The sequence below is a fragment of the Clostridium sardiniense genome, assembly GCF_016907995.1.
Classification (GTDB): Bacteria; Bacillota; Clostridia; order Clostridiales; family Clostridiaceae; genus Clostridium; species Clostridium sardiniense.
Map to the genome: position 1 here is coordinate 50,890 of NZ_JAFBDA010000017.1, position 21,610 is coordinate 72,499.

The 21,610-nt window shown below is 28.4% G+C and carries 15 protein-coding genes, 1 riboswitch and 1 other annotated feature; of the genes, 3 read left to right on the forward strand and 12 right to left on the reverse strand.

The window, feature by feature from the left end:
• Window positions 1-46: 46 nt before the first annotated feature.
• The 4 genes from JOC62_RS13415 to JOC62_RS13430 form a co-directional block, all read right to left on the reverse strand.
• Window positions 47-1,423, reverse strand: a complete 1,377-nt coding sequence (locus JOC62_RS13415; protein ID WP_204595788.1) for an aldehyde dehydrogenase — start codon at window positions 1,421-1,423, stop codon at window positions 47-49.
• Window positions 1,424-1,456: 33 nt separating this feature from the next.
• Entirely contained in the window at window positions 1,457-2,176 is a 720-nt protein-coding gene (locus tag JOC62_RS13420; protein WP_204595789.1) for a DUF3298 and DUF4163 domain-containing protein, read from the reverse strand.
• Between the two features lie 240 nt (window positions 2,177-2,416).
• Window positions 2,417-3,298 carry a 23S rRNA pseudouridine(2604) synthase RluF gene (gene rluF, locus JOC62_RS13425; RefSeq protein WP_204595790.1) on the reverse strand — a complete coding sequence of 294 codons (882 nt, stop codon included), beginning with the start codon at window positions 3,296-3,298 and terminating at the stop codon, window positions 2,417-2,419.
• A gap of 26 nt (window positions 3,299-3,324) precedes the next feature.
• Window positions 3,325-4,425 (reverse strand): anti-sigma factor domain-containing protein, encoded by a 1,101-nt coding sequence (locus tag JOC62_RS13430; protein ID WP_204595791.1) that lies wholly within the window; start codon window positions 4,423-4,425, stop codon window positions 3,325-3,327.
• Between the two features lie 294 nt (window positions 4,426-4,719).
• Between JOC62_RS13430 and ispF the strand changes: the two genes are divergently transcribed.
• The gene (ispF, locus tag JOC62_RS13435) at window positions 4,720-5,187 is read left to right on the forward strand and encodes a 2-C-methyl-D-erythritol 2,4-cyclodiphosphate synthase (protein ID WP_204595792.1); all 468 of its coding nucleotides are present in this window, start codon (window positions 4,720-4,722) and stop codon (window positions 5,185-5,187) included.
• Window positions 5,188-5,223: 36 nt separating this feature from the next.
• Here ispF and JOC62_RS13440 read toward each other — a convergent pair whose 3' ends face one another.
• On the reverse strand, window positions 5,224-6,528 hold the full coding sequence (locus JOC62_RS13440) for a Na+/H+ antiporter NhaC family protein (RefSeq protein WP_204595793.1): 1,305 nt from the start codon (window positions 6,526-6,528) through the stop codon (window positions 5,224-5,226).
• 84 nt (window positions 6,529-6,612) lie between these two features.
• Window positions 6,613-6,781: riboswitch (SAM riboswitch) on the reverse strand.
• Window positions 6,782-6,949: 168 nt separating this feature from the next.
• Window positions 6,950-7,624: a hypothetical protein gene (locus JOC62_RS13445; RefSeq protein WP_204595794.1), complete on the reverse strand. Its 675-nt coding sequence runs from the start codon at window positions 7,622-7,624 to the stop codon at window positions 6,950-6,952.
• Window positions 7,625-7,805: 181 nt separating this feature from the next.
• Here JOC62_RS13445 and JOC62_RS13450 point away from each other — a divergent pair, with 181 nt between their 5' ends.
• Entirely contained in the window at window positions 7,806-8,210 is a 405-nt protein-coding gene (locus JOC62_RS13450) for an HNH endonuclease signature motif containing protein (protein ID WP_204595795.1), read from the forward strand.
• A 43-nt stretch (window positions 8,211-8,253) separates the two neighbouring features.
• Window positions 8,254-8,469, forward strand: a binding site (T-box leader).
• Between the two features lie 76 nt (window positions 8,470-8,545).
• Window positions 8,546-10,477 (forward strand): threonine--tRNA ligase, encoded by a 1,932-nt coding sequence (gene thrS / locus JOC62_RS13455; RefSeq protein WP_204595796.1) that lies wholly within the window; start codon window positions 8,546-8,548, stop codon window positions 10,475-10,477.
• A gap of 132 nt (window positions 10,478-10,609) precedes the next feature.
• Here thrS and JOC62_RS13460 read toward each other — a convergent pair whose 3' ends face one another.
• The 6 genes from JOC62_RS13460 to JOC62_RS13485 form a co-directional block, all read right to left on the reverse strand.
• Window positions 10,610-11,650: an aldose epimerase family protein gene (locus JOC62_RS13460; protein ID WP_204595797.1), complete on the reverse strand. Its 1,041-nt coding sequence runs from the start codon at window positions 11,648-11,650 to the stop codon at window positions 10,610-10,612.
• Window positions 11,651-11,914: 264 nt separating this feature from the next.
• Entirely contained in the window at window positions 11,915-12,508 is a 594-nt protein-coding gene (locus JOC62_RS13465) for a 5-formyltetrahydrofolate cyclo-ligase (protein ID WP_204595798.1), read from the reverse strand.
• 323 nt (window positions 12,509-12,831) lie between these two features.
• Complete coding sequence (locus JOC62_RS13470; RefSeq protein WP_204595799.1) at window positions 12,832-13,596, reverse strand: ABC transporter ATP-binding protein; 765 nt, start codon at window positions 13,594-13,596, stop codon at window positions 12,832-12,834.
• Window positions 13,597-14,643 carry a FecCD family ABC transporter permease gene (locus JOC62_RS13475; protein ID WP_204595800.1) on the reverse strand — a complete coding sequence of 349 codons (1,047 nt, stop codon included), beginning with the start codon at window positions 14,641-14,643 and terminating at the stop codon, window positions 13,597-13,599.
• 1 nt (window position 14,644) lies between these two features.
• Window positions 14,645-15,616, reverse strand: a complete 972-nt coding sequence (locus JOC62_RS13480) for an ABC transporter substrate-binding protein (protein WP_341534813.1) — start codon at window positions 15,614-15,616, stop codon at window positions 14,645-14,647.
• Window positions 15,617-15,870: 254 nt separating this feature from the next.
• Entirely contained in the window at window positions 15,871-21,000 is a 5,130-nt protein-coding gene (locus tag JOC62_RS13485) for a ZmpA/ZmpB/ZmpC family metallo-endopeptidase-related protein (protein ID WP_204595802.1), read from the reverse strand.
• Between the last annotated feature and the right edge of the window lie 610 nt (window positions 21,001-21,610).

Here is a 21,610-nt window from a genome sequence, read left to right on the forward strand (position 1 = left end):
TAAATTTTATTAAAAGACCTCCCTAAACAGGGAGGTTTTTATAATATTATTTCATAAATTTTTTTATTAATTTAATCTTATCTCCAAAAGGTGCAAACCTGAATGGGAACTCTATATATGTGCCTCTTTTAACAACAGGCTTTCTATGAGTAAATGTATCAAAGCTTGCTTTACCATGATACTCTCCAATACCACTATTTCCAACTCCACCAAAAGGAAGATTTTTATATCCAGCTTGCAGTACAGTATCATTTATTGTAACTCCACCTGAGCTAGTATTTTCTAATATATATTCTATATTCTTCTTACTTTCTGAAAAATAATATAGTGCTAATGGTTTTGGTCTACTATTAACAAAATTTATCACTTTATCTGTATCATCAAATTCCAATACAGGTAATATTGGTCCAAATATTTCATTGGTCATAACTTCACTATTTATATCAACCTCTGTAAGTATAGTTGGCATCATGTATCTATCTTTAATATCATAATCACCACCAAAATATACATTACCATCATCTAAATAAGTACTTAATCTTTCTACATCACGTTCTCTAATTATTCTTGGATATTCATCATTCTTTCCTATATCTTTTCCATATTGGTCTTCAATCTCTTGAACTAATAATTTTAAAAACTCTTCTTTAACTTTCTTGTGTACCATTAAATAATCTGGTGCCACGCAAGTTTGACCTGCATTTAAAAGTTTACCCCATACGATTCTTTTTGCACTTAATTTTAAATTAGCATCTTCATCAATAATACAGGGACTCTTTCCACCAAGTTCTAAAGTCACAGGAATAAGTTTTTTAGATGCAGCTTCCATAACTATTTTCCCAACCATTACACTTCCAGTAAAGAAAATATAATCAAAATCTAAAGTCAACAACTCTGTTACAGACTCTCTGCCACCCTCTGGTTCAACAACTTTAATATATCCATCATCAAAATTGCTATTTATAATATCTTCTAATGTCTTTGAAGTATTTATTGAATACTCTGACGGTTTCATTACAGCACAATTTCCGGCTGCTATTGCACCTATTAATGGTGCTACTACTAATTGAAATGGATAATTAAATGGTCCAATAATTAATGATACTCCATATGGTTCTTTATAAATATAACTTCTACTTGGGAAAAATACTATAGAACTAGATACACTCTCTTTCCTAGCCCATTTTCTTAAATGTTTTATTTGCATATTTATTTCTTCATATACAATTCCAACTTCTGTTGAATATCCTTCAAAATATGATTTATTTAAATCATCTTTAAGTGCCTCAAGTATTCTATCCTCATTCTTTTTTAATATATCTTTTAATTTTTTTAAATTGCTTATTCTAAAATCAATATCTTTAGTTTTTCTAGTAGCAAAGAACTCTTTTTGTTTCTTTAATACCTCTTCTAACTTCCCCATCCTCTATCACCTCTAAGTACTTTAATTCTCTACTTAGATTTTATCATATACTAGATTTCCATTAAACTTACTTAAAGGTATATTAAACTCAGGTATCCCTGAGGCATATGGAGCTATTTCGTACTGACCGTAATATACAACTAAATTTTCTCCCTTTATATAGAATTTAACATCATCTGCTATTCCTTTATATGTAGTTCCCTCATCAAAGTACCTTTCCTTATCTGCACTTATTTGTTTTTTTATCTCTTTATCTATAACAGTTTTATAATCATATCCTTTCTTAAATAATTCCTTGATAACTAATTTTTTTCCTATCTTTCTATCTATAACATAACCTTTCCTTGTAGTACTTCCATGTGCACCACCAGTAAATTGATAATAATCTATGTAAAAGCTCAATATATCATTGCTTTCCTTTGTTATATAGTAATTTGAGAATAATTGATATGGTACGTTGCATATGTATCCACTCTTTTTATAATCTTCAAGTACATCTTCCACCTCTTTAATCCAGGAATTTGTCCATGTGACTATTTCATTATTTATATTTTTACTTTCTTTATCAATTATTTTAGGATAATTAACATTAATCTCAAGGCACTTATCCTTATGTTTTATCTCTACTCCTTCAGTAAGTCCACTTTTCTCCTGATACTCTTTTGTACTTATCCACACCCCATGTGCAAAACTTATAATTATGAAAGTTATCCCCAATAGGCCTAAACCCTTTAAAATACTACTTCTTGCCATTTCATTTCCTACCTTTTCCAACATTTTTTCAAAAAATATATCATTTTTTAATAGTATTCTTCAAAATACAAGAAATTATCTACAGCTATATCAACAAGTTTATAACAAGTTATCCACAGGGACATGTGGATTATGTTAGTAATATTTCACATATTAGAAAATTTTTAATTTTATTTCTAGTAAATATAAATAAAAAAATGAGTATTCGCAAATAATAATTTGTTTGCGAATACTCATTTTCTATTCATCAATTTCTTTTGTCTTCTTAGAACTTTGAATTAAATCATTTAGACCTACAAGTTCTTTTCTAGTTAAATCTCTCCACTTACCTATCTTTAAATCTCCTAAATTAATATTCATTATTCTAATTCTCTTAAGTTTCTTGACCTCATATCCTAAGGCTTCACTCATTCTTCTTATCTGTCTATTCATCCCTTGGGTTAAAATGATTCTAAATGTATAATCATCTTCCTTTTTAACAAAGCATTCTTTAGTAATTGTTCCAAGTATTCTAACACCACTACTCATACCTTTTATAAATTCATTAGTTATCTTTTTATCTACAGTTACTATATATTCTTTTTCATGGTTATTTCCAGCTCTTAAAATCTTATTTACTATATCTCCATCATTAGTTAGTAATATTAATCCTTGAGAATCTTTATCTAATCTCCCTATTGGAAAAATCCTCTTACTATGTCCTACAAAATCAACTATGTTACCTCTTATCTTACTTTCAGTAGTACATGTAATACCAACAGGCTTATTTAAACCTATATAAACTAACTCTTCTTCCTTAGATATCTTTTTTCCATCCACTTTTACTACCTGTCCTTTAGATACCTTAGTTCCCATTGTAGCCGTTACTCCATTAATAGTAACCCTTCCAGACTCTATAAGCTTATCAGCCTCTCTTCTAGAACATATTCCAGTTTCACTAATATATTTATTTAGGCGTGTTTCATCGCCTCTATCTTCATGATTAATTATGTTTCTATTATTATTTAATACTTCTTTCTTCTTTTTTCCCTTATCTAAATTAGGCTTTTTATAATCTTTATTACTTTTCTTTTTTTTGATATTTTTAAATCTATCATTTTCTCTATTTGAGTTTTTTTTCATTCTTATCTTCCTTTTAATTCTATCTTTTACTTAGATAATTTTTGCTCATTTCCAGCATTATTTATTATTAGCTTTATCTTATGACTTGATGCAAATTCACCTGTTTTTTCTAAAGTTCCATACTCTAGAGGATCTCCAGTTACAGTAATTAATATATTACCAGATGGTATCATTGAATTATTATTTGCATAGTTTAATATTGCTTCTATACCTTTATCTAATTTCACATTGTTTAACTTTAAACTCTTAACCATCTCTTCTCCCTTACTTGTTGGAGAATACGCACTTATTATCTTATTAAATGAATTAACATCTACCTTTACTTGCGATGTTGTGTTAATTAATATAGTTCTATCTATTTCTGAATATTTATATAAAAATGCACCACAAGCCACAACAATTGCAATCACAATAATTCCTATTTGAAGTTTATAATCTTTTATCCCTTTTTTTGCTGCAGCTGTTACCTCTTCACCTACACTCATATCACCTTCTAGCTTTACCTTCTTAAATTCCCCTCTGCTAGTTAGTATACATGCACTACGTTTAAAGGATTTTACTATTACTCCTCTTAACTCCGGTTTTGAATTCTTGTTTATTGAAACTACATTTGATTCTTCTTCTTTATCATTTTCATCTACACTAATTTCTTCATTAGTTTTCTCTATTATTACTTTCTTAATCACAGTCTTATTAGATTGCTTTTCCTTTGGTATTTCTACCTCATCTTTTGACTCTTCAATCCTAATATAATCTTGTATAAGTTTATAATTAGGATTTGAAAATATAATAGTGTATGTAATTATATAATCATTCCATTCCTCTATAAACTTTCTTGGCTGCATAGTCTTCTTAGATAATATATTAGGAGGTAATTTTTTCTTATCTTGTATAAACTCTAATAACTCTACTTCCCCTATTATGTAAAAAGCTATATTTAATATTGTATTTCTATCCTTATCACTTGGAGAGTACGCAAATAAATCTTGTATTAGAACTTTATAAGAATAAAGTTCTTTCTCCATCAAAGATATCTGCTCCGCTCTAGCTTTATTTACCTCATCACTTATCTCTACTAAACTTGGTATATCTGAAAATTTATATTTATTTCTATCGAATATCTCCAAATCTATACGCTCCCCCCTATGTCGACATTATTTTTGTCAAATAATATCTATTCTTATATTTAATTATACCTAAATACCTGTTTTTTTTAAATGAAATTACAAATTAATAATCATTTATTAAATACTTTTGTAATATATTATAAAAAGCACTAATTGTATCGGTGATTTTTTTATGAAATCAAATGTTATTTATGTTGATTTTAAGTATAAGCGTCGCGAGGTTAATACCGTTTACTTCTTTATACTATATTTTTATGTTAAACTTATAGAAGAAATATTAGAGAGGTGAAAGATATGCGTATTGGCTTAGGTTATGATGTACATCGTTTAGTTCAAGGTAGAGATTTGATTTTAGGTGGCGTTACAATCCCCTATGAACTTGGATTATTAGGTCACTCTGATGCCGACGTTCTTCTTCATGCAATTATGGACTCACTACTTGGCGCTACAGCATTAGGTGATATAGGTACACATTTCCCTGATACTGACCCAAAGTATAAAGGAATATCAAGCATAGCTCTTCTTAAAGAAGTTGGAAATCTTTTAGAAATTCATGGCTATAAGATAGGTAATATAGATGCAACAATAATTGCACAAAAGCCAAAGATGGCTCCTTATATAGAGATAATGAGACGTAATGTAGCAGCGGCATTAAACATAGAGTTTAATCAAATAAACATTAAAGCTACTACAGAAGAAGGTCTTGGATTTACTGGAGAAGGTCTTGGAATCTCATCCCAATGCATATGCCTAGTAAACTAGATGTACTAAAATAAAAAAGCCCAAACTCGGGCTTTTTTATTTTACTCTATTTTCTTCTTTTCTTCTACTCCAGTAAAATATTATAGCAACTACCGCTGATATACCCATTAGATATGGGTAGAACAGATATTGCATTATTTCAATAGGTGATATTGCCGCAAGTCCTGCTGCTGATATAAGCTGAGCACCATAAGGTATTATCCCTTGGAATGCACATGCGAACATGTCCATAATACCTGCAACTCTCTTTGGCTCTAAATCAAATTCATTTGATATGTCTTTAGCAATTGGTCCTACTGTAACTATTGCTATTGTATTATTTGCAGTACATATATCAACTAAGCTTGCTAAAGCTCCAATTCCAAGCTCTGCACCTCTTCTAGTTTTAAAGTTTTTTAATCCCTTATGAAGTATAAAGTCAATTCCTCCATTGTATTTTATAATTGCAACCATACCAGCTATTAATAATGATATTATTATTAATTCACTCATACCATTTATACCTTCTGCCATACTTTTAAAAAGTCCTATAATATCAAAACTTCCAGTCCCAATTCCGATAGTCCCTGCTAAAATTATTCCAGATGCTAAAACAAATATAACATTTATTCCTGCAAGTGCTGCAACTAAAACACCTATGTATGGAACAATTTTTATTAAGCTATAATCATAACTACCTAAGCTAATAGCTTCCGTTCCACTAGTTATAACCATAAAAATAATTGCTGTAATTATTGCAGCTGGTAATACTATTTTAAAGTTCATTCTAAACTTATCTCTCATATCACAGCCCTGTGTTCTTGTTGCTGCTATTGTTGTATCAGATATAATTGATAAGTTGTCCCCAAACATTGCTCCGCTTACAACAGCTCCAACTACTAAGGCTACAGCTATTCCAGTCTTTTCAGATACTCCAAGTGCTATTGGTACAAGCGCAACTATTGTTCCCATTGATGTTCCAACTGATAATGCTATGAAGCATGCAACTATAAATATTCCTGTTACCAAAAGATTTGGTGGTAATACTGAAAGCCCTAAGTTTACAGTTGAATCAACTGCCCCCATAGATTTAGCAACAGCTGCAAATGCTCCTGCTAATATAAATATTAAAATCATTAAGATTATATTAGTATCTCCTGCTCCTTTGCAGAAAATCTGTAATTTTTCTTCAAATCTAACTTTAGTATTCATAACTAAAGCCACAACTGATGCAATTAAAAATGGTATTATCACAGAAACTGCATAAAAATCCTTTGCAATTATTGCAATTCCAACATATACAACCACAAACACTATTAATGGTAAAAGCGCCCACCAATTCCCTTTATTCTCTTTGTTCATTTTTTGCCCTCCCTAAAGTTCCTATACACAAAATAAAAAAGCTTCTGATAGAAATCAGAAGCTTTATACACACTCTATAAATACTACTTATCTATCAGTTTTCACTGCTGGATTTAGCACCACACTCTATAATTAAAAATGACAAACAATCAATGCATGTTATACATTGATTCTCTTACAGTCATTCCCACTTTAATTATTAGTAGGTTGCCGGGTTTCATAGGGCCAGTCCCTCCACCACTCTTGATAAGACTTTTTTTAATTTTGATTATGTTTTATTGTAACAATGTTAATAGACTATGTCAACATTTATAAGGTGCTAATATTCCTAATAATTTAAATTAATACTAATTTGAATATTAATTTAATAAAAATAAGCAATTCATACACCTAAATGAATTGCTTATTTCCATTGCCCTTATTAAAGTGTTTCTGATAATTTATTTAAAAGAATTTTTCTAAATATATTTGTGCATTCCTTATCTTCTCCAACCTTTAAGTATACTTCTCTCCATTGATCTAATGATAATCCTATTCCTTCTTTAAACTCTTCTTCCTTGTTTGTCATTCTTATTGAATCATCAATGAATTCTCCTAAGTCCTTTGCTGTTTTAAATACTTTTATATATAAGAATTGTTTGTTATCTCCAACCCAAACCTTATTAAATTCTTTTGCAAATTTCACTAACTCCGTTATAATTTGGCTGTCATCTTTATCCCATAGATTACTTAAAAATGTATATTGTTCTTTCATTATTTTAGCTTCTTCTTTGGAAATTTTATTCTTTTTCAAAAGATTATTTATTAGATCACAAGTTGAAATGGCTGGAATTTTCATTACTAGTTTTTCTGTTCCATATGCCCATTTATAGAATGCTTTTTGACAAAATGAGTGTTGTATGTAGCCTAATAACACTCTTGGATTTGAAAAGTATGAATAAATATTTTCTATTCCATTTTTGTTAGAAAATATAAGTGCATGTATATATACCGATTTGCTTGTTGGCAATTCATTTGTAAAAGCATGCCCTCTTATTGCTTTGTGTTCGTTAACATTATTAGTCCAGAAATTAAATGAATTGTAGTTATCTCTCATAAATATCACCCTTCTTCATAAATCTCAATATAATATATTATATAGTATATTATACCATTTTTTATTGTTTTTACCCTTGATTTATACAATTTAATTTTTTATTTTATATAAATATTCTGTTAATTGATTTAACTAATTTTTTTATCTATAATTATTAAATATAGATTAAGGAGGTTTATCATTGTATTTTTGTGAAATATGTAATAAAGAAGCTGATATTCATCACATTGTTCATAAAAATGAAGGTGGTTTTGATATAGAGTTAAATTATATGTATCTATGCGAAGATCACCATCGTGGAAGATCAGGACCACATCACTCTCTTGAAACAGATATTTCTTATAAAATTAAATTACAAAAAAAGCTATATAAACTTCTTCCCAAAAGATACTATTCTTTTAGGGAACTTTGTAATATATTAAACGCTTCTACCAATATGGTTAAGCGTTTGACAAAAGATATAAAATTATATAAAGAAGGCTATAAAAAAGAAGATATTATATTTATTTTAATGGGTAAATCTTACTATTCTGAAGAATTGCTCGAAAATATTAAACTCGAAAAACTTTATGAAAGCATTTATTGACATCTGAAATTTGTATGATTATAATATAAATTAACTTAAGAAGATAAACACATTGATGAGAAGAGTATGTTAAATCCTCATTTACAGAGAGAGAGTACATTAGCTGTAAGTACTTTTATATGAGCTTAACAGAAAACTAACTCGGAGTGACTCTAATCCAGTCCGTCATTGTCACGTTACGACATATTAAAGTGATTCTTAAGACTTACTCTTAAGAATAACTAGAGTGGAACCACGGATATTATACTTCGTCTCTAATTTTTAGAGACGGAGTTTTTTTATTTTAGTAAATAATTTTTAGTTTTAATATAGAAAAAAGAAAGGAGTTTTTTAAGATGATTAAAGTTAGTTTAAAAGACGGATCAGTTAAAGAATTTGAAAAAGGTGTATCAGTTTTAGACGTAGCAAAAAGTATTAGTGAAGGATTAGCTAGAAATGCTTTCTGTGGATTAGTAAATGGAGAGGTTGTTGATTTACGTCATACAATAAACGAAGATTGTGAAGTTGGTCTTTGTACTTTTGATTCACAAGAAGGAAAAGATGCTTTAAGACACAGTGCATCACACGTATTAGCTTATGCTGTTAAAAGATTATTCCCAGAGGTTAAGATTGCTATAGGACCTGCAATCGAAGATGGCTTCTACTATGATTTTGATAAAGAAGGTGCATTTAGTGCACAAGATTTAGAAAAAATCGAAGCTGAAATGAAAAAAATAGTTAAAGAAAATCCTCAAATTGAAAGATTTGAATTACCAAGGAATGAAGCTTTAGAGCTTATGAAAGACGAACCTTACAAGGTTGAGCTTATAAATGATTTAGGGAAAGATGAGATTATTTCATTCTACAAAATGGGAGACTTCGTAGACCTATGCGCTGGACCTCACGTAATGTCACTTAAGCCAATGAAAGGTATCAAACTTTTAAGAACTGCTGGTGCTTACTGGAGAGGCGACGAAAAGAACAAGATGCTTGCTAGAATATATGGTACTGCATTCTTAAAGAATAAAGATCTAGAAGAACATTTAGAAGCTTTAGAAGAAGCTAAAAAGAGAGACCACAACAAACTAGGTAGAGAATTAAAATTATTCACTACTGATGAAAATGTAGGTCAAGGTCTTCCTCTAATAATGCCAAAGGGATCTAGAATAATTCAAACTCTTCAAAGATGGATTGAAGATGAAGAAGAAAGAAGAGGTTATGTTTTAACAAAAACTCCTTTAATGGCAAAAAGTGACCTTTATAAAATCTCAGGTCACTGGGATCACTATAAAGATGGAATGTTCGTTTTAGGTGATGAAGAAAAGGATGACGAAGTATTCGCATTAAGACCTATGACTTGTCCATTCCAATATGCAATATACAATGCAGAACAACACAGTTACAGAGATCTTCCTGTAAGATTCGCTGAAACTTCTACTCTATTTAGAAATGAATCATCAGGAGAAATGCATGGACTTATAAGAGTTAGACAATTTACTCTAGCTGATGGTCACATAGTATGTACTCCTGAACAACTAGAAGAAGAATTTAAAGGTGTTGTTGATTTAATAAAATATGTAATGGCTACTTTAGGAATTGATGGAGATATCTCATACAGATTCTCAAAATGGGATCCAAACAATACTAAAAAGTACATTAACAATCCAGAAGCTTGGGAAAAGACTCAAGAAATAATGAAAACTATATTAGATCATTTACAAATAGATTATGTAGAAGCTGATGATGAAGCTGCATTCTACGGACCAAAACTTGATATCCAGTTTAAGAATGTTCATGGAAAAGAAGATACTATTATAACTGTTCAAATAGACTTTGCTCTAGCTGAAAGATTTAATATGACTTATATTGATAAAGATGGTGAAAAAAAACGTCCATACATTATCCATAGATCATCAATCGGATGTTATGAAAGAACACTTGCTATGCTTATTGAAAAGTACGCAGGAGCATTCCCAACTTGGCTTGCACCAGTTCAAGCAAAGGTTCTTCCATTATCAGATAAGTACAATGACTACACTGAAAAAATCGTTAGAGATTTAAGAAATAGTGGTGTAAGAGTTGAAGCTGATTACAGAACTGAAAAACTTGGATACAAGATAAGAGAAGCAAGACTTGAAAGAGTTCCTTATATCTTAGTTGTTGGTGAAAAAGAAATGAATGATAATGCTGTTTCAGTTAGAAGCAGAAAGAATGATGATGAAGGTTCAATGAACTTTGAAGAATTCAAAGCTAGATTACTTTCAGAAATAGCTAACAGAGAATTATAATATATTTAAAAGAGAAGCTTAAATTTTTAAGCTTCTCTTCTTTTATTTCATATATATCATATTATTTATAATTAATTTTATATCCATTTGCCTAATTATTTAATTTTTTACATATTCTTTTCATTACATTAATTACTTTTCTACTTTAAATGTATACTTCGTTGATTTAGAATAGATTTTCCCTGCACTTAGATAAGATTTTTCTTTAAAGACTTCATTATATCCAATTGGTGGTGCTTGTGTTTCAAAGCATATTCCAAGTCTTCTTTTAGGAGTCATTCCGCCATAAATAGTACAATCATTTATAAAGTTCATAGAATACACAACAACACTTTCCTGATCAGTTTGAATTTCTAATACTCTTCCACTCTCTTCATCTTTAAGTGCAATTCTTCTATCTTCTTTATTTAGAATAAATGGATGGTCATAACCAAATCCAAGTTTTACTTGTGGATCATCACTATCTATTCTCTCTCCTATTTTATGAGGTTTTCTAAAATCAAATGGAGTCCCTAAAACTTCATATTCCTCTCCTGTAACTCCCCCATTTTCATCTATCTTTAATATCTTATCTGAATTAATATATAATTCTTCATTAAGTATATCGCTCTTATAATCACCACTTAAATTAAAATAACTATGGTTAGTCATATTAACTAAAGTATCCTTATCTGAAATAGCTTTAATCTTAAATAAGAATTCATTATAATCATTCAACTCATATATAACTTTTACTGTAAGATTTCCAGGATAATTCTCTTCAAGATCATGAGATTCTATTGAAAGTTCAAGTCTTGTATCTTTATCATCACTTATATCTTTAATATCCCAGAATTTTTTATCAAACCCAACTTGTCCACCATGACCCGAGTTAACTCCATAATTTTTTGAAAGCTCATATAATTTATCATTTATAGTTATTTCGCCTTTATCAATTCTCCCTGCTGTTCTACCTATAACAGCTCCATAATAGGATGGATTACTATAATAATCTTCTATATTTTCATAAGCTAACACTATATTTTCAACTTTTCCTTCTTTATTAGGAGTCATAATCTTTGTAATTATTCCACCTAAATTTAGTATAGATATACTTACCCCATTGCTATTTGTTAAAGTATACTCTATAACATCTTTTTCATTATAAAATCCTCTTTTAACTTCTTTTATCATTTAATTCCCATCCCTCTCTACACACATTTCATCTAAACATTTACATGGATAATATAATTTGCTTCTCATATTAAATTATATTGTGTTCTACTATTTTACATTACATAAATATTAACATCAATACTATATTATAAATTCATTTAACTTATATATTTAAATAAATTTATAATATATAGTTAAGAGTGTTCTATATAAATTTATTACGAATATAAATAGCTTCCTCTCTTAATTATCTTCTCATAAAATTGCTCACTTTTTATATCCTTACTTATTATTTTTTATATTTATTACCTGGTTTTCTGTTATTATTAAATCTACCTTTATATCATGTTCTTCAACTTCTAATTTTTCTAAAACTTGAAAGTCATATGATAATGCTATTTTTTTGCATTCAATTTGATTCTGTTCTAAGAACTTATCATAATATCCGCCTCCATAGCCCAACCTATTTCCTTCTCTATCAAAAGCAACTCCTGGCATAACTATAAGGTCTAACTTATTCACATCAAAATCACTTTTATCCCCAATTGGCTCTAATATTCCATAACTACTTGTGACTAAATTTTCTAATGAATCTATTTTTATAAAGACCATATCCTTTTTAATTACCTTTGGTACATATACCTCTTTACCACTATTTAATGCATCCTTGATTATTATCTTTGTATTTATCTCTGATCCAAAACCAATATATATAAATATTCCTCTTGCATTCTTATAAGTTTCACTCATCATAAATTTTTCTATTATCTCATTATCCATAGCTCCCTTAGCTATTATATCTAATTCATCTCTTTTTTTAATAATATTTTTTCTAGTCTCTTTTTTAATAATTTTTTTATACAATAACTTCTTCATTCCTTTCAGCCCAAATCATTATATATAAAAAGCACTAGAGAATTAATCTCTAGTGCTTAAATTCACTATAACATACTCTCTTTACCTATCAGTTTACCAAACTGTAGGATTTAGCACCACACTATTTATTTGCTTAAGATATAGGGAATAAATATATAAAACATATTTTTTATAATTATCCTAAATATAATCTTCACAGATTGCTGGGCTTCATAGTCCCAATACTTCCACCACTCTAAATAAGATACAGCCATTAAATTATCTTCCTATAATAAACTTCAGTTTACTATAAGATAAACACAACTTTAATCTTAAACTTTTATTTATAGTAAATAACTTACATTCAGTTTATTACTATGAGGATTTACATATATATATGTATCTACTTCAAAAATCTCTTTAAACATTTCCTTAGTAAATACCTCTTCTACAGTGCCTTCGCCAACTATTTTTCCACCTTTCACTATATATATATAATCGCAAAAAGCAGCTGCTATATTCATATCATGAATGGTAGTAAAAATAGTAATATTCGAATCCTTTAGCATATTCATTATCTGAATTTGATTTTTAATATCCAAGTGATTAGTTGGTTCATCTAGCACTATAAAATCTGTATCCTGGCAAAGAGCTAGTGCAATCATAACTCTTTGCTTCTCACCTCCAGATAGACTAAAAAAGCTACTATCCTTATGCTTTATTAATTCTACCTTTTCTAAACATTGATCTATGATCTTTTCATCTTCATAGCTTATATCTGAAGAAAACTTACTTGTAGAAGAAAGTCTTCCCATAGATACAATTTCTTTTACAGTAAAATCAAATTCCAAATGATTTTCTTGCATAACAACAGCAATCAATTTAGAAAATTCCTTATTCTTAAGTCCTTTTATATTTTTGTCATCTATAAGTATACTTCCCTTTTCAGGTTCTAGCGTTCTATAAATATTTTTTAATAATGTAGTTTTTCCACAACCATTTGGCCCTATTAGACCAACAAATTGTCCCTTTTTTACATTTAAATTTATATTAGACAGAAAGGGTAACTTTTTAATATTATAATTTAAATTTTTTATCTCAAGTTTCAATTATTTATTACCCCCAAAATCATAATTATTTAGTCTTATTAGATATAAGAAAAATGGTGCTCCTAAAAGAGCTGTTACAATTCCAATCGGTATCTCTTCTGGAGATAGTACAGTTCTAGCAATAGTATCTGTAATAACCATTAGTATTGATCCAAGAACCATACTAAGGGGAATTACTCTCTTATGTCTAGATCCTACACACTGTCTTGCTATGTGTGGAACTATAAGTCCAACAAATCCAATGACCCCTGTAAATGCAACAACAATCCCAGTTAATAGTGTAGATATAAACAATATATATCTAATTAAAATTTTTGTATTAACTCCTAGATTTCTTGCCATAACTTCTCCAAGAAGCAATGCATCTAAGTCTTTATAAAAAATATTAGTTATTATAAAAGATATTATTAGTACTATTGCTGAAAACTTCACTTGATTATAGTTTGCTCCAGCCAAACTTCCCATTGACCAAAATACTGCATTTTTTACTAAGCTATCATTTTTAGCATATACTATCACCAAATTTGTAATAGCTGCAAATATAAACGAAACTGCAACACCAGTTAATATAAGTCTATTTTTTAAATATTTTCTCGTTACTCCTGATATCTTAAAAACCATAATTGCGGAAATCATTGCTCCTAAAAATGCTCCAACTGTTATTCCAAAACTCCCCAAAAATGAGAACGCACCTAACACTATTGATATTGTTGCACCGGTACTTGCCCCAGAAGATATTCCAAGAATGTATGGATCTGATAAAGAATTCCTTGTTAAGGTTTGCATTAAAGCTCCAATAAAAGATAATGCACTTCCGGCTATTATAGCTAGAAATATTCTCGGAAGTCTTAGCTTGAAAATAATAGACTCTATATTATTTCCCCAAGTATTTGGATAAATGTCTTCTCCAAATACTTTATTTGTAAATGCCTTAAAAATTATATCTACATCTATTTTTACTGAACCAAAGGTTATACAAATCATGCTTACTATTATTAACACCAATATTAGTACTAATAAGCATGTCTTAAAATTCTTTTTAATCATATTACTTATTGAACTTATCAGGATAGAAACTTTCAGCTAATTTTTTAACTGTTCCTGGAATTCTTTCTCCAGGATATAATTCAGCTAAATCTACTTTTATAAATCTATTATTTTTTACAGCATTTACATCCTTTAATGCAGGGTTTGATTTTAGTTCTTTCACCTTCTCTTCAAAGGTTTTTCCGCCATTATCAGTAGAATATTCTAAAACCATTATTACATCTGGATTTCTCTTAACTATTTCTTCAATCGATACTTGAGGATAAGTTTTATCCATATCTCCAAATATATTTTCACCTTGAGCTAATTTAATAATATCATTACTTAATCCTGAGCCTACAACAACAGCTTTGTCAGTTCCTGAATCATATCCCAATATTTTTACTTTTTTATCAATATTACTTATCTTGCTAGTAGTTTCTTTTAGCTCTGATTTAATTTTATTTATTACTTCATCTGCTTTATCTTGAGTTTCAAAAATTATTCCAAGATTCCTAAAATCTTCGTATACTGAATCGATATTTGCATTAGAATCTGTAGATCTTGGTATGTATGCTTTTATATTATTTTCTTTTAGCCACTCAATACTTCCTACACCTTTGTCAGTAAAGTCTCCACCCCATCCAATTATAAAATCAACATTATTTGCTAATATTTGTTCTTTTGATGGATACGTTTTACTCATTACTGGCACTTCATCATAAGCCTTCTTTAAAGGTGGCCATATATTATTTTCAGCATATGCTGTTCCAGCCATATCTTTTTGTAAATCAAGAGATAACATCATCTCAATCATAGCATTTGTTATGGCTAATGATTTTGTTGGTTTGGTGTCATATGTCATTGAAAATTTATTTACGCTATCATCATGTCTATTAGTCTGAACAAAATCTAATGTGAGGGATTTAGAACTTTTATCTTTCTTAACGTTGTCCTTTGAACATCCTACTAAAAATATTAATGCACAACACATTAACGAAACATATATTAGGGATTTTTTCATATTACTCATAAACTTCTCCTTTAAATTTAATTATAATTTGATATTTTAGCGCTAAATATCTAATATTTTGAAATTTAATTAAATGATACCATGATTTTTGTTAAATTTCTCATATATATAAATTAACTTTTTATTAACTCAAGCTATAGAATATTAATAAAAAAAGATTAATGAAAAAGCTTATACACTCTCATATAAGAATGTATAAGCTTAATACCTTTTAATTATTTTCTTATAACGCTATTTATATCACTATTTTTCAATTTAGGATAATATCCTTTATTAACATTACTTAAATCCCATACCGTTTCGTTCCATAATAGTTTATCAGTATAGAACGTTTTATCATTTAGATTGTCCTCTGATACTACATCTATTTTTCCTATATATGACTCTATAGCATTAGCCTTTCCTGTCGAACCTTCAAATTCATAATTGTTTGTGAATCTATCTTTTAGGTTATTTGATACAAATTTATAATTTGATGAATTAGCTATAGAAAGATTGTTTTTTATTTGTCCTACTGCTTGGTTTTCTGCAACTCCTATAAAGCCACCTGTTAAAGTCCCTCCTGATACATTAGCTCCAGAATAGCTATTACTTATAGTAGTTCTACTATCCCCTATTAATCCACCTACATAATCACTCTTTCCTTTTATAGTCCCTAATGAATATGAATTTTCAATTCTTCCTCCATATTTTGCACCAGCTATTCCTCCTGCAAATCTACCTAATGAATCTACATTTGCATTAGCTGATACTTTTTTTATTATTGTTCCTGATCTATCAAATCCAATTAAAGCTCCTACAATTGTTTTTCCAACTATTGATGAGTTTACAACATGTACATCTTCAATTGTACTATTAATGCTATCCTTTGCTAAAGCACCTACTATATCAGTACTTCTCATATCTATATTAGCATCTTTAATAATTAATGATGTTACATCTGCATCTTTTAAAGTTTTAAATAAAGGTGCCTTTAAGCCAGTAATTTTATGCCCTCTTCCTTGTATAAATCCTCTAAATTCATTTACTACTGATTCAGAAGCTTCAACTTTTGAAAAATCTATATCATTTTCAAGATAATAAACACCTTCTGGATTATTATTTATTTTTGAAATAAATTGCTCAGAAGTTTTTATTCCTCCACTAATATTAGATACTCCAAATATTGACTTATTAAAATCATCTGTACTATTTTTCATTAGCTTATATACTTTTTCTCGCACTTGCTTAGAAGCGTTTTTATTATCAGCATTATCTAATTTATATGCTTCTTTAAACATATCTTTTATTTTTTCCTTAGAAAGAATTGATAAACCTTTGCTCTTTATTTCTTCTTCTCTTTCTTTATATAATCTTAATTTCCAGCCTTCAAAATTCAAGCTTTTATTATTATATATTCCTTTCAAAGCATCTAAATCATTTTTATATCCATCTCTATTAGTTAAGAATGGTATAAATCCATCTGTCCATCCCTTATCTGCCAATAATTCAAATGCCATTCTTTTTATAGATATATTATCAGCTCGTCCATTTTCATTTATTCCATGATAATAACTTGCTGTTAATACATTACTTCCACCATAATCATTAGGTTTTATATCTGTATTTAATCTTGAATCCCTCTCTATAACCAATTTATTATTTATTAAATCAGCTATTGTTTTTAGGTTCATTCCTTTGATTTCATCTACAGTAACTTTTCTATAGTGTTTAAAGCTTTTATCTGATGTTCCATCTACTTTACCATATTCATATTTCCATAATAACTCTGCCTGTTTTTCAATTGGCATTTCAAGTAAAGCTTCTGCTTCTGCTAAGTCTAATGTATAAACTGCATCCATTAATCCCTTCATAAAGGATTGCATGTTTTCTTTTGAATTAAGCCTCTCTGGAGATTTATTTAAAAATCCGCTATCTTTCTCATCTTTGTTAATTGCCCAGTTCATACCTATTAAGCCATTATAGGCTTCATATTGGAAAAGACCTGTTGCAAAATCTTCTGCTCCTAATCCAGTTCTTCTTCCTTGCCCATCTAATATTATCCTTCCATCTTGATTGTGCGCATTTTCATGTGTCCATACTGAGAATGGGTATTCTCCTCCCAGGTTTCTAGCATGTACATAAGTTACAAAATATCCATTAGCAAAGGCCGCTGAACCATTATTTCTAGGCCCTGTTAATACCCTAAGTGGCTTGTAAAATCCTTCACTTCCTTCATTGGACTCATCTAATAAATTAATCCATTTTCCATTTGCTAATTTAGATGTATCCCAAGCTGGAAATTGTCTCATATTTTTGTCTACGTTATCACTAACATATGTTACTGAATTATAGTAATTTTCATACCAACTTGCTGCTTCATTTAGTAATCTTAGATATTCCCCTTCATCAGCTGTATAACTTGATCTATTACCAAATGCAATTGTACCTACTGTTGAAATTATATAAATACTATCTCCCTTTAATGTAAGTGCTGGTAAAAGAAATGCCCCATCACCTGATTGTGTATTACTTACTAATCCATCCCATGCTGTATACCTTAACTTTGGATACTTTTTTGATGGTTTTTCAATAATTTTACCTGGGAAATTCTTAACTAACCACTTACTTGGACTATCACTTCCATCAAATAGTTTTATATTTTTTTCTATAAACTTATCTACAGTTTCTTTACCATATAAATTTGATAAATAGCTTTTATAGAATATTTGTGTTCTATTTGTTTTTAAATTCTCTTTATTTATATTTTTAAAGGTATCTATCAGCTTCTTAGTACTTGTATTATCTTGTGTTTTAGGATAAATATATATAATATCCTTAAGATTTATATCTGCAATTTTAATATCATACCATCTATCTATATAGCTTTTAGACAATAGTATGGAATCTAAATTTTTTTCGATATCTTCCTTTATTTTTCTATTTATAAGATTATTAGATGATGTTATATTCCAATCATCAACTGCTGTCATTATACTATATAAATTTTCAACACTATTTTCCTTTAATTTATTATAATCCTTATCTATCATATACCAATCTAAATCATGCGAAGTTTTTGAATCAGTCCATAGTGCATCCTTTTGTATATTTCGTCCACCTATAATACTTAATACATCATCAAAGGATTTAGATTCAATTAGAGCTTTCAATTCATTTATAACTTCTGAATTTCCTTTAGTTATAAAGCTACTTGGATTATATATTAAACTTGTCCCATTTATTAAATAATTTACTATAGAACTTTCTAATACTTCTGTGCCTAGTGCTACTTTAAACTTCTTAATGGCTCCATCTTCATATATAACCATTATTTCATCTATATCATTATAGTTTTCTGTAGTTATATTTAATTTAACCTTTCCAGAATTTAATGGTACTATACTTTTAATAACTTTTTTATTTAATTCATTATCTTTATTAATTATATTACCATATGAAACTATATACTCACTTTCATAGTAAGGCATTAACTTATAAACATTATGATATGCTATGAGCTTATCTTTATTAAAATCATTTAATTTAGATATCCTGTCTAGATTAGGTATATTAAGACCTTTTTTCTTTGCAATATCATTAACTGCTTTTATATCTTCTGAGTTTATAGACTCACCTAAAGATTCATTGAAATTTTTTTCATTTCTTGGATCATTATTTTTAAGTGTAGGATATTTCCCATCTGAAATTTTACTTAAATCCCAAGTATTAATGTCCCATTTTAAAGTGTTTATGTAAAAATCTTTATTCTCTTTATTTTCTTTGGTTGCTATATTAAGTCCAGATGGTTTTGATGGTAACTCTTCTATACTAATTCCTTTAGCTTCTTTATATTCATATGTATTTTTATGTCTACCAAGATAATTTCTATCTCCATCTACCTTTAACCCATTTGTAACATTTCCAAATGAAATATTATTTAAACTATTACCAGATGTATAAGTTGAGCCTATTAATCCCCCTACCTGTCTACCTAAAACCGTTGAATTAATATCTACAGCTGAGAAAGAATTTGATAAGGTTCCACCTGTAATCTGTCCAACTATTCCTCCAACTTTATTACCATTACTTGCTGGTGATGCTGTTATTGAACCTAAAGCATATGAATCTTTAATATCTCCACCTGAATTCTTGACCCCTATAATTCCACCTACATTACCATTAGATACAGTAATATTTACATCTACTGATAACTTACTTATATAAGATCCATCATCCTTTCCAATTAATCCACCAATTGTATCTGTACCTGATATTTTTCCACTTACATGAGTATCAGTTATATTACTTTTGCTAGAGATTTTGGCTAATGCCCCTACTTGAGTTTTATTTGTTACTATATTAACATCATCTAATAGTAATCCACTGATAGTTGCATTTTTTATTTCTTTAAACAAAGGTATTTTTAAATTATATATTTTAAATCCATTCCCTTTTATTTTCCCTGTAAATGCTTCTGTTATTATAGCTTCTCCATCAGTATAATATCCCGCATTAATATCCTTAGATAACTCTATTTCTGCTGATGGATTTGACTTTATAATTGCTTTTAAGCCTTGAATATTTTCAATATGTATGTTATTTTTATTATCTTTTGAATTATATTTAAATTTGAACCCATCAGTTTTTGTTCCATCATTCGAAACTTGAACTAAATTAGGAAAATCAACATCAAATTCCAATTCGTTATTAGTTACTTTATATCCTTTTAAAGGTGCCTTTAATATAGGCATATCCTTTAATTTTATTTCTACAAAGTACTCGTTTAAATTTAATTTATCTTTTATGTCTACTAAATCAATAGTTTCTATAGTTCCATGATTATCTTTATAAAGTTGAATTCCTACTATGTCTTTTAATTCTATTCTTTTTTTAACAGTATGTACTTCTTCATTTAAAAGCTCTTTATTTTCTATTTTATTATCATCTTTTGTTGCATTATTTAAAGCATTGCTATTATAACCTGTTTTCGTTGCAATCCCATTACTCTCTTCTTTAGTATCTTTATTTATGGATAGATTATCATTCTCACTTTGTTTCGATTCTTTTATTGTCTTTATAGTATTGATATTATCTACATCTGATTTTGTACTACTTTCGTTCCCCCTATCTACCTTTATAGTATTACTGCTCTCTTTACTAATACTATCTGAATTTTTATCTATACTATTTTCAGATGTATTTTTTTCTTCATTTTCAGTAGCTATATTAGTCGCACTTGCAACATTTTTAATACTATAATTGTGTCCAGTAAAAATACTGGTAATTAATATTAAAATAGCTACAGCTACAAATATGAGTTTAGCATGATCTTTTTTATTTAGTTTTTTTATTATATTTCGCATATTTAAACTCAGCCCCCTTTATTTAATTTTATTTGTACGTAGTTAATTTATTGAGTCTATACTATATATAAAAAAGTATTATCAGTATTATATATTACATTTTTACTGATAATCCTTATTATTTTTAAAACTAATTATATATTCCTCTATCTACACTATAGTTACATATAGCTTATATCCCATTTCCATTTCAACCGTAAATTAATCTATCATATCCTATACTAAATCTTTCTATATCTGATTTTTTTATGTACTTCTCTATAATTTTTTTATTTCGTCAATAATATTTATATGATATCATTTACACTAAAAATTGTTTGATACACAACCTATAAATTATCCTCTTCCACTTTTATCATTTATATCAAATTCTTTTAGATGCCCTATATACTTTTTTACTTTTATAAAATTCAATTCTAATTTTGCCCCAAACACAAAATAAAGAAGATAATATTTTGTTATCTTCCTACTCTTTCAACTATTAATTCATCAATAAATTTCCATTATTTTTAACATTATTATAGCATATTATCTAATTCTGTAAATAATATAAAATCATCTTTTTAATATATTTATAGTTATTTTTCTTATATTTCAATAAAAATCCCAT